The organism is Mesorhizobium sp. M2C.T.Ca.TU.002.02.1.1, from assembly GCF_003997225.1.
The window spans coordinates 1-9,845 of sequence record NZ_RZTO01000155.1; the positions used below are offsets into that span (position 1 = coordinate 1).

General features: G+C 65.8%; 9 protein-coding genes. 6 read left to right on the top strand and 3 right to left on the bottom strand.

Annotated features, from left to right (window positions below; translation table 11 throughout):
- From EOD07_RS11125 to EOD07_RS11135, 3 genes are all read right to left on the bottom strand, one after another.
- A partial coding sequence (locus EOD07_RS11125; RefSeq protein WP_164772171.1) for a xanthine dehydrogenase family protein molybdopterin-binding subunit occupies window positions 1–2,041 on the bottom strand: 2,041 nt, incomplete at its 3' end.
- Window positions 2,038–3,021: a xanthine dehydrogenase family protein subunit M gene (locus EOD07_RS11130; RefSeq protein ID WP_127235478.1), complete on the bottom strand. Its 984-nt coding sequence runs from the start codon at window positions 3,019–3,021 to the stop codon at window positions 2,038–2,040. The genes EOD07_RS11130 and EOD07_RS11125, both read right to left, overlap by 4 nt.
- Window positions 3,018–3,467, bottom strand: a complete 450-nt coding sequence (locus EOD07_RS11135) for a (2Fe-2S)-binding protein (protein ID WP_348627753.1) — start codon at window positions 3,465–3,467, stop codon at window positions 3,018–3,020. The genes EOD07_RS11130 and EOD07_RS11135 overlap by 4 nt, the downstream gene beginning before the upstream one ends.
- Before the next feature lie 604 nt (window positions 3,468–4,071).
- Between EOD07_RS11135 and EOD07_RS11145 the strand changes: the two genes are divergently transcribed.
- The 6 genes from EOD07_RS11145 to EOD07_RS11170 all read left to right on the top strand — a co-directional run bounded on the left by EOD07_RS11145 (window position 4,072) and on the right by EOD07_RS11170 (window position 9,667).
- Window positions 4,072–4,668, top strand: coding sequence for a TetR/AcrR family transcriptional regulator (locus EOD07_RS11145; RefSeq protein ID WP_127235484.1), 597 nt, complete (start codon window positions 4,072–4,074; stop codon window positions 4,666–4,668).
- 143 nt (window positions 4,669–4,811) lie between these two features.
- Window positions 4,812–5,642 (top strand): aldo/keto reductase, encoded by an 831-nt coding sequence (locus EOD07_RS11150; protein ID WP_127235480.1) that lies wholly within the window; start codon window positions 4,812–4,814, stop codon window positions 5,640–5,642.
- A gap of 72 nt (window positions 5,643–5,714) precedes the next feature.
- Window positions 5,715–6,719 (top strand): LacI family DNA-binding transcriptional regulator, encoded by a 1,005-nt coding sequence (locus EOD07_RS11155; RefSeq protein ID WP_127235485.1) that lies wholly within the window; start codon window positions 5,715–5,717, stop codon window positions 6,717–6,719.
- 74 nt (window positions 6,720–6,793) lie between these two features.
- A complete protein-coding gene (locus EOD07_RS11160) occupies window positions 6,794–7,585 on the top strand; it encodes a 3-methyl-2-oxobutanoate hydroxymethyltransferase (protein WP_127235481.1) in 792 nt (263 codons plus the stop codon).
- An 8-nt stretch (window positions 7,586–7,593) separates the two neighbouring features.
- Complete coding sequence (locus tag EOD07_RS11165) at window positions 7,594–8,604, top strand: sterol desaturase family protein (protein WP_127235482.1); 1,011 nt, start codon at window positions 7,594–7,596, stop codon at window positions 8,602–8,604.
- A 115-nt stretch (window positions 8,605–8,719) separates the two neighbouring features.
- Window positions 8,720–9,667 carry a substrate-binding domain-containing protein gene (locus tag EOD07_RS11170; RefSeq protein WP_127235483.1) on the top strand — a complete coding sequence of 316 codons (948 nt, stop codon included), beginning with the start codon at window positions 8,720–8,722 and terminating at the stop codon, window positions 9,665–9,667.
- Window positions 9,668–9,845: the final 178 nt, after the last annotated feature.

The window sequence follows — 9,845 nt, forward strand, 5'->3', positions numbered from 1 at the left end:
CTTCCTCGAGCAGCGCCTGGCCGATGCCCATGATGATGCCGCCCTTCCACTGGCTCTCCGCCAGCTTGGGGTTGTAGAGCCTGCCGGAATCCAGCGCCGAGACGACGCGCGACACGCGCACCGTGCCGAAGTCCTCGTCGACGCGCACCTCGACGAAATGCGCGCACCAGGAATGGCGTGAATAGTCGCCCTCGGTGTGCGGCAGCGCCATCGCGATGGTGGTGTAGTTGTTGTAGCGCTGCTCCGGCGTGAAGCTCGGCGGAACGGTGTCGCCCTTGGCTTCGATCCGCTCGCGGTCGAGCATGCTCATCAGCTCGGCGATCGACAGCTCCGGCCCTTCGCCGCGCGGCGAGGCGATGCGGCCGTCCTTCACGACAAGCGTGTTCGCCTGCAGCCCATGGAACGGCGAGCGCGGGTCGGAAAGCGCCAGCCCGATCAGCTCGTCCAGCGCCTGGCCCGCCGCCTTGTAGACGGCGCCGGTCATGACGCCGGCCAGCCGCGAGCCGCCGGTGACGCCGGCACGGGCGAAGTGGGAATCCCCCAGCTTCACCGACACTTGGCTAACCGGCACGCCGAGCGTCTCGGCGGCGGTCTGCGCCAGGATTGTGTAGGTGCCTTGGCCCATGTCGATGGAGGAGCTTTCGACCTCGACCGAACCGTCGGCGAGGATCTTCACCACCGCCTCGCCATGCGCGCGCCGCACCGGATAAGTGCCTGCCGCGACGCCCCAGCCGATGAGCTGGCGGCCCTCGCGCATCGAACGCGGCGCATTGCTGCGCTTCGCCCAGCCGAAGGCTTCGGCGCCGGCGGCAAAGGCCTCGCGCAACTGGCGCGTCGACCACGCCTTTTTCGCGTGCGGGTCCTGTTCGGCATAGTTGATCAGCCGCATCTCCAGCGGGTCCAGTCCAAGCTCATAAGCGAGCTCGTCGATGGCGCATTCGATGCCGAAGGCGCTCGGGTTCTCGCCCGGCGCGCGCTTGGCGCCCGGCACCACCGTGTTGACCCGCACCACATTCTGCTTCGAGGAGAAGTTGGGCGTGGCGTACATGATCGAGGTGACGGAGCCGAGCGGCTCGACCCACATGCCGTCGACGGCCGTCTCGTTGACGCCGCGATGCACGATCGACTGGATCTTGCCGTCCCTGTCGGCACCGATCGCCACTGTTTGTCTCGTCGCCGCGCGGCCGCCATAGGACGTAAAATTCTGCGGGCGGTTGAGCACCAGCTTCACCGGCCGTCCGAGCATCCTGGCTGCCGCCGCCGCCACCGCGCTGTGGGCGAGGGCGAGCGCCTTGGAGCCAAAACCGCCGCCGATATAGGGCGAGACCAGCCGCACATTCTCGAACGGCACGCCGAACCATTCGGCATAGGTGCGCGCCATGCCGTCGAGCCATTGGCTCGGCTCCCAGACGGTCAGTTCGTCGCCTTCCCAGCGCGCGATCAGCCCATGCGGCTCCATCGCCGCCTGGAACTCACGCGGCGTGTTGAAGGCCGCGCAGATGCGCACGGGTGCCGCGGCGAAGGCGGCTTGCGCGTCGCCCCATTCCTTGGTCATGGCGTCTATCGGGATGCCGTCGCCGGCCTTGCCGTCGCTCAAGTCGACGATGGCCGGCGTCTCGTCGTACCAGACCTTGACGAGTGCGGCAGCCGCCACCGCCTGCTCGAAGGTCTCGGCCACCACCGCCGCGACATGCTGGCCGGAAAAAGTGACCTCGCGGGCGAGGGGGCAGTAGGTCGACAGTGCCGGCGGGTTGCCGAACCAGTCCGACGCCCCCTTCAGCGCCATGATGGTGTCGGGCGTCAGCACGGCAAGCACGCCCGGCGCGGTCTCTGCCGCGCGCGTGTCGATCGCCGTCACCTTGCCTGCGGCGACGGTTGCGCCGACCAGCACCGCATGCATCAACCCTTCGAGCTGCTGCTCGAAGGCGTAATGCGCCGCGCCGGTGATCTTGGCGGGGCCGTCGACGCGCGACAGGCGTCCGCCAACCGCTTCGAGGCGCGCGCTGTCCGACGCGGCGTGTTTCATGTCATGAACGGTCATGCCGTCTCTCCCAATTTGAGGATGGCGCGCGCGATCACGCGCGGCGCCAGGGCGATCTTGTAGTGGTTGGCGCCATGGTCGACGGCGCCTTCCATGGCGAGCTCGCTCGCCTCGCGGATCGTCGCTTCGTCAAGCGCTTTGCCTTTGAGAGCTTCTTCGACCGCCCGCGCGCGCCACGGCTTCGTCGCGACGCCGCCGAGCGCGACGCGGATGTCGCGGACGGTGCGGCCGTCGCCTTCGAGCTCCAGCCCGACCGCTGCGCTTGCCGCCGCGAACTCGTAGGATTGACGGTCGCGGACTTTCAGATAGGTCGAGCGCCTGGCCGCGGCCGAGCCGGGGATTTCGATGGCCGTGATCACCTCGCCGGGGCGGATATCGTGCTCCTGTTCGGCCGTCGCGCCGGGCGCGAGGAAGAAGTCCTCGATCTTGAGCTTGCGCTCGCCGAGATCGACCTCGGCGTCGAAGGCGACGAGCGCGACGGCGAGATCGCCCGGATAGGTGGCGATGCAGGCCTCGCTGGTGCCGAGCACCGCATGGCCGCGCGTCACGCCGCCGATCGCCGAGCAGCCGCTGCCGGGCGAGCGCTTGTTGCAGGCCGGGAAATTGGCGGGATCGCGGAAATAGGGACAGCGCGTGCGCTGCATCAGATTGCCGCCGATGGTCGCCATGTTGCGCAATTGCGCCGACGCTGCCTGCCAAAGCGCTTCCGAGACCGCCGGAAAAAAGCTCTTCACTTCGGCATGGTCGGCGACATGGCTCATCTTCGCGAGCGCGCCGATCAGGGCGCGGTCGGCGGTAACGTCGACGGCGTTCAGCCCTTCGATGTGGCTGATGTCGATGACGGTGGCAGGTTCCGCGACGCCGCATTTGGCGAGGTCGATCAGCGTCGTGCCGCCAGCGAGCAGCATGGCGCCGGGAAGGGCGGCCGCATTGCGCGCGGCCTCGATATTGTCGGCGCGGAAGTAGGAAAAATCTCTCATGAGCGCAGCTCCTGGGCGGCCTGGCGGACGGCGGCGACGATGTGCGGATAGGCGCCGCAGCGGCACAGGTTCCCGGCCATGTATTCGCGGATCTCCTCGTCGGAGCCGGCATGGCCCTCGCGGATGCAGGCCACCGCCGACATGATCTGTCCCGGCGTGCAATAGCCGCACTGGAAGGCATCCTGCTCGAGGAAGGCGGCTTGCACGGCGTGCAGCGTGCCGTCCTCGTCGGCGAGCCCCTCGATGGTCGTGATCGAGCGGCCCTCGACCTGGGCGGCCAGCGTCAGGCAGGCGAGCACGCGCTCGCCGTCGACATGGACGGTGCAGGCGCCGCACTGGCCCTGGTCGCAGCCTTTCTTGGTGCCGGTGAGGTGCAGCCGATCGCGCAGCGCATCGAGCAGCGTCACGCGCGGCTCGATCTCGAGCGAATGGTCGCGGCCGTTGATGGTGAGATGGAGGGAAAGGGTGGTGGGGCTGGGGGTTGAGCCGTTGGTGGCAACGCCATTCCTGAAATGGCCGTCTTCGGGAGGATCGATGATGGTCTGGCCTGTGTGGATTTGACTTGTCATGGGGCGTCGGGCTCCGATTGCTGGACGCTAGGCGGATGGAAATGGGGCTTGGGAGGAGAGGGGCAAGGGTGATGGTTGCTTGGAGGCGACCTTCGCGTTCGTCATCCTCGGGCTTGACCCGAGGATCCATGCCGTGACGTTTGCCGAGTAACGCAGCGGGCCAGGATTCTGCACCGTAGCCGCGCTCGCAGGTAATGGCATGGATCCTAGGGTCTGCGCCGCGTCGCTTCGCTCCTTGCTTCGCCCTAGGATGACGAACTCGCGCGCGGGATCGTCAACCGCAGGCGTTGCAGGATGCGCCCCGCTGCAACGGCCAGGGTGCGCTTCCCGTCCTTCTCTACGTGACATACCGCTTCCCCTGGTTATATGATAAAGCCACTCCACTAAATCGGAGGTGCCTCCGTTTATTAGCTGGGGTCTGGCCAGCCATGGTTCAACCCCCCATATTGCGTTGGTGGAGAAAAAAGTGTCCGAGCAGGAAATGACCACCGAAGCGACGCGCAACGCGCCGGCGCAAAAGCCGTTACGCGCTGATGCGCAGCGCAACCGCGACAAGCTTGTCGAGGTGGCGGCGCAAATGTTTGCGAGCGACGGCGTGGACGCTTCGCTGGAGGAGATCGCAAGGCGGGCAGGGGTCGGCATCGGCACGCTCTACCGGCACTTCCCGACGCGTGAGCATCTGGTCGAAGTGGTCTACCGTCGCGAGGTGGAAGGCCTCTGCCACGCCGCCGAGGACCTGGCGCGCGAACATCCGGCCGATGTCGCGCTGGAACTCTGGATGCAGCGCTTCGTCGACTACATCGCCACCAAGCGAGGCCTTGCCACCAGCCTGCGGGTCCTGCTCACCACCAACTCGACGCTGTTCTCCGACACCTCCGGCCGCGTCTCGGGCGCCATGCGCGGCCTTGTCGAGGCGGCCGCCGCCTCAGGAAAGATCCGCGCCGATGTCGATGCCTCCGACGTGATGCACGCGCTGGGCGGCATCTACTCCGCGCCCAACACGCCCGACTGGCGCGAGCGTTCGGGACGGCTGGTGAAGTTGCTGATGGATGGGCTGCGGTTCGGGGCGAGAGGCTGAGGCGTTGAAGCTGCCGATCTCCCCCCGGGGGAGATGGCCGGCAAGCCGGAGGGGGTGCTGTCCCGCCAACATCTCCCCGACTGGCATTCCTCGCCCTGCGGCCTACATAGTCGGCACCACCTCCCTCCCACAAGGAACCTTCCATGCCCGAACAGCTCAAACTCAACGACGGCTCGACCATCCCGCAGATCGGGCTCGGCGTGTGGCAGGTCGATCCGGATATCACGTCAGAAGTCGTGCGCTGGGGGATCGAGGCCGGCTACCGCCTGATCGATACCGCCGAGGGTTATCGCAACGAGGAAGGCGTCGGCGAGGCGATCCGCGCCGCCGGCGTGCCGCGATCCGAACTCTTCATCACCTCCAAGCTGCGCAACGGCGCGCATCAGCGTGATGCAGCGCTGCGCGCCTTCGACGACACGATGCGGAAGCTCGACATCGACCGGATCGACCTCTTCCTCATCCACTGGCCCGTGCCCAGCCAGAATAAATATGTCGAAGCCTGGCAGACGCTGGTCGAGCTGCGGAAGGCCGGTCGCATCAAGTCGGTCGGCGTCTCGAACTTCAACCAGGACCATCTGGAGCGCATCATCGGCGAGACCGGCGTGACGCCCGTCGTCAACCAGATCGAACTGCACCCGCGCTTCCAGCAGCGCGACAAGCGCGACTTTCACAAGAAGCACAACATCCACATCGAAAGCTGGAGCCCGCTGGGCAGCGGCCGGCTGCTTTCCGACCCGACGCTGGAGAAGCTGGCGAAGAAGCACGGCAAGTCGGTGGCTCAGATCATCATCCGCTGGCATTTGCAGGAAGGGCTCATCGTCATCCCGAAGTCGATCCATCAGGAACGCATCGCTGGGAATTTCGACGTCTTCGGCTTCGAACTGGATGGAGAGGACATGCAGACCATCCATGGTCTGGATTCCGCCGACGGCCGGACGGGACCGGATCCGGCGACGGCGGCGTTCTTGTTCTGAGGACCAGGCTCCTCCTTCTCCCCCAGGGGGAGAAGGGGTAGGCTCCGCGCCTTGCCGTCCAGGAGTCCCGCCATTCCAAAACCCACCTTCCTCGAGATCGCGCGCCGCGCCGGCGTCGGCACGGCGACCGTCGAACGCGTGTTGAACGGCAGGGGCGGGGTGCGCCCCGAGACGATCGAGAAGGTGGTCGCCGCGGCGCGTTCGCTTGACTATCCGCGCCGGCTTCCCGAGGCCCATCGCGGCGTCATCCGCATCGAGGTGATCCTGGTCAGGCCCGACGCAACCTTCTTCGCCAGGCTGTCGCGCGCCTTCGAGCGCATCGCCGCGACGCTCGACAGAACCATTGCCGTCCACCGGACCTTCCTCGACGAGGCGAATCCGGCGGCGATCGCAAAACGCATTCTCGAACCGGAGATGCGGCGCGCGGCGCTCATCCTCGCTGTGCCCGACCATCCGCTGGTGAGCGCGGCGCTGCGAAAGCTCGAAGCGGAAGACATTCCGGCGGTGCAGATCGTCACCCAGATCTCGGGCACCAGAAGCACCTATGTCGGCATCGACAACTACGCCGCCGGCCGCATGGCCGGGCTGCTGATGGCCAGGATGCAGCGGCGGCCAGGCAAGGTGATCGCGATCTGCCACAGCCAGATCTACCGCGTCCACCGTGACCGCGTGCGCGGCTTCTTCGATTATCTGATCGAGGAGAGCAGGGACTTCGAGCCCATGGCGGCCCTGTTCGGCTTCGACGACGGCGACCGCAACGCCGAGCAGTTGCACGAGGCGTTTGTGCGTTGGCCCGACCTTGCCGGGCTCTACAATGCCGGCGGCGCCAACACGGCGCTGAACGATGTGCTGCGCCGCCATGCCAAAGGCCGCGACATCTTCTTCGTCGGCCACGAGCTGACCGAGCGAAGCGCGCGGGGCTTGCGCGACGGCACGATGGATGTCGTGCTCGACCAGGCGCCTGAGGCGCAGGCGCGCCGCGCCATCGATCTGGTGCTGGCCGCGCTCAACCTGCACGACCTGCCGGTCGACAACCCGCCGATTCGCTTCATCACCTTCACCGCCGAGAACCTTTGATCTGATTTGATCAAGGAACAAGCGGCACCCGCCAGGGCTTGGGTGTATCTCCTCGCCAAACGGGAGGATGATCGGTGGCGAGACGGCTGACGGCCTACGACCTGCAAAGCGCCAAGGGCAGCAGGAAATGGCTGCAGCTGCATGTCGACACGCCGGCCGAGGCGGCCGCGGCGGCCGCCTGCGACATCGTCATCCTCTCCTGCGAGCCCGACCATAATCTGGAAGCCATCCGCCAGGCGGCGCCCCACGCGTTCCTCTCCGTCGGCATGCCGCATGGCGCGGTCGCTTCGCCTGATGAGGCGGTGCGGCTGGGCTTCGCCATGATGAAGCGCGGCGCCGATGCGGTTTATTCATCGCACTCGCCGCGCTTCATCGAGGCCATGGCGGCCGAGGGCATTCCGGTCACCGGCCATGTCGGCCTGGTGCCGAACCGCGCCACCTGGACGAATTTCCGCGCCATCGGCCGCACGGCGGACGAGGCCATCAAGGTGCTGCGCGCGGCGAAGGACCTCGAGAACGCGGGCGCCGCCTGCATCGAGGTGGAAGTCGTGCCGGTGCGCCTCGCCGAGCACATCACGCGCTCGACGCCGCTGATCACCATGGGCATGGGCTGCGGCACCGCCTGCGACACGCAGTATCTCTTTTCCTGCGACGTGCTCGGTACCCATGCCGGCCACTATCCGCGCCACGCCAAGCGCTATGCCGACTTCCTCACGCTGGAGGCCGAGCTGCAGGAAAAGCGCATCAGTGCTTTCCGCGCCTTCGGCCGCGACGTCGCCGGCGGAACCTATCCGGAAGCGAAGCACCAGGTGGACATGGACGATGCCGCCTATGACCGCTTCCTCACCCTTGCTCAGTCTTTGTGAGATCAGCCATGGACGACCTGCAATTCGGCACGCGCAACAAGAGGGGCGACTGGGCACCGGGCGAACCGGCCGGCACCGCGCCGCTCTTCGTCTTCCCGCCGCGCCCGCTGGCGGTGCTGAAATGGCTGCCGCATTATTTCCTGCCCTACAACCTGCTCTTCGCGCTGACCGCCGTCGTCTGGTGGCGCTACGTGCTGCCCGACGTCGAGACGATGAAGACGCTTTCCGTCGGCTGGATCCTGCGCCTGTTCATCGTCAATTGCGCGGCGCTGCTGGTCTTCTTCGGCGCTTTCGAGCTTCGACTCTACATTTTGAAAGCCCAGGGCAGCCGCTTCAAATACAACGGCAAATGGCCCTCGGAGCAGAAGAACAAGGCCTTCTTCTTCGAGAACCAGAACATCGACAACATGCTGCGCACCTTCGGCACCGGCATGCCGGTCTGGACGGCGATCGAGGTGGCGATCCTCTACGCCTACGCCAATGGCTACGTGCCGTGGCTGACCTTCGCCGAGCACCCGGTCTATCTCTTCCTGCTGGCGCTGGTGGTGCCGGTCATCCACGAGACGCATTTCTTCCTGCTGCACCGCGCCATCCATTGGGGTCCGCTCTACAGATGGGTCCACTCCGTCCACCACAATTCGGTCAACCCGTCGCCCTGGTCGTCGCTATCGATGCATCCCGTCGAGCAGCTCGGCTATCTCGGCGTCGCCTTCTGGCACCTGGTCATCCCGTCGAACCCGCTTCTGGCGCTTTACCAGCTCCACTATGCCGGCTTCGGCGCCATTCCCGGCCATGTCGGCTTCGACAAGATCGAGCTGACCGAGGATACGTCAGTCGATAGCCACGCCTATATCCACTACCTCCACCACAAGCATTTCGAGGTCAATTACGGCGACGGTCTCATCCCGTTCGACCGCTGGTTCGGCACCTTCCACGACGGCAGCAAGGAAGCCGCGGCGCGCATGGATGCCCGCTACGAGAAGAAGAAGGCACGCGCCAACGCCGCCGCCGCGAAATGACGGCCTGACCAGAGAGCCTGGCGGAACCAGGGCTGCCCGTCCGCTCAAGCCATCCCGCAAGGGCCGGAAATCAGAACGGAGTGAGCCGGCGCTCCAATCCAGAGGGAGGAAACCCGTGAAGAAACTTCTCATCTCGACGGCGCTCGCCGCCTTGTTGTCGATGCCGGCAAGCGCTTTCGCCGCCAAGCTCGGCGTCTCGATCGTCGACTTCGACAACAATTTCCAGACGCTGCTGATGCATGGCATGCAGGACCGTGCCAAGGAGAAGGGCGCCGAGATCCAGGTCGAGGACGCGCATAACGACGTCGCCAAGCAGCTCGATCAGGTCAAGAACTTCATTGCCTCGGGCGTCGACGCCATCATCGTCACGCTGGTCGACACCAATGCCTCGAAGACCATCAGCGAGGAAGCGGCCAAGGCCGGTATCCCGCTGGTCTTCGTCAATCTCGAACCGTCGGACATGAAGAACCTGCCGGAGAAACAGGTCTATGTCGGCTCGAACGAAACCGAGTCCGGCACGCTGGAGGCCTTCGAGGTCTGCAAGATGCTGCGCGCCAAGGGCAAGTCGGCCGGCGCCAGCGCCTATATCGTCATGGGCAGCCTGGTGCACCAGGCGGCCCTCCAGCGCACCAAGGATGTCGAGCAGATCTTTTCCACCGACATGTGCAACTTCATCAAGATCACCGACAAGCAGTCGTCGGAATGGTCGCGCGACAACGCGCAGAACCTGATGACCAACTGGCTGACCGCAGGCCCGGCGCCCGACGCCATCATCGCCAACAACGACGAGTCCGCCATCGGCGCGATCCTGGCGCTCAAAGCCAACGGCGTCGACATGAAGAATGTCGTGGTCGGCGGCATCGACGCCACGCAGGATGGCCTGCAGGCGATGAAGGCCGGCGAGCTCTCGGTGACGGTGTTCCAGAACGCCAAGGGGCAGGGCGGCGGCGGGGTGGATGCAGCGCTTGCTTTAGCCAAGGGCGAGAAAGTCGACCGCGTGGTCTATGTACCCTTCGAGCTGGTGACGCCACAGAATGCGGCGGAGTATTTGAATAGGAATTGAGGGCCAGCATCGGCGTTCTTCCCTTCTCCCACAAGAAGGGGAGAAGGAACAGGCGCCGCTAAATCCCTTCCCCATCCACCAGCGGCACGTCATCGCCTTCCCACGGCGTCGGCATTGACCCGCGTCCGGCGGTGGGCAGCGGCATCCAGCATCGCAACTCCGGCTCGGCATATTCGAC